Genomic DNA, 556 nt, shown 5'->3' with positions numbered 1-556 from the left:
AAAACAGGAAATCCTGATTGAGATAACTTATCAGAAAAATCTTTTCCTGCATCATCACAATCTACCGCAAGTGTCAATAAATCAGGATGATTATCAAAATAGCTGGTGGTATCACGAATTGTATTGATTAAAGGCAATAACTTTGAAGGTATTACTGTATCCAAAAATTCCAACTTCTGATTTTCTTCAGCTATTAGTCGTAAAGTTTGATAAGCAACAACAGACCTTTTTAATCCTTCCATGGATACCAAGCGAACATCTGATAGACTTTGTTGATGAAGTTCGTAATAGCTCATCAAGTCGATAAACGATTCACAAAAAACCAGTCTATTTGGTTTACCAATGTCAAAGGATATTCCAACATGTCCATGGCTTCCTTTTAGAATCGTTTTTAACCTTTCTCTAGGAAGAGAGTGATTCTTATAAATTCCTTGTAAGCTTGCTGCCTGCAGCTTGTGGCGATGATCAAAGCTTTTAAAAACGTTAACAGGTTCAACTGTTTCATTTGTTTTCCAACTAGCTTGTGCTATCAAACCTTGTTGAATCATCTTTTGTA

General features: G+C 34.9%; 1 protein-coding gene. It reads right to left on the bottom strand.

What is annotated here, in order from left to right; translation table 11 throughout:
* Positions 1-556, bottom strand: a 556-nt coding sequence (locus CBI42_RS11200) for a toprim domain-containing protein (protein WP_256963814.1), incomplete at both ends; no start/stop codon positions are given.

The organism is Streptococcus sp. KR (assembly GCF_002238115.1).
Lineage (GTDB): Bacteria > Bacillota > Bacilli > Lactobacillales > Streptococcaceae > Streptococcus.
This window is presented reverse-complemented; position numbering and strand designations above follow the sequence as displayed.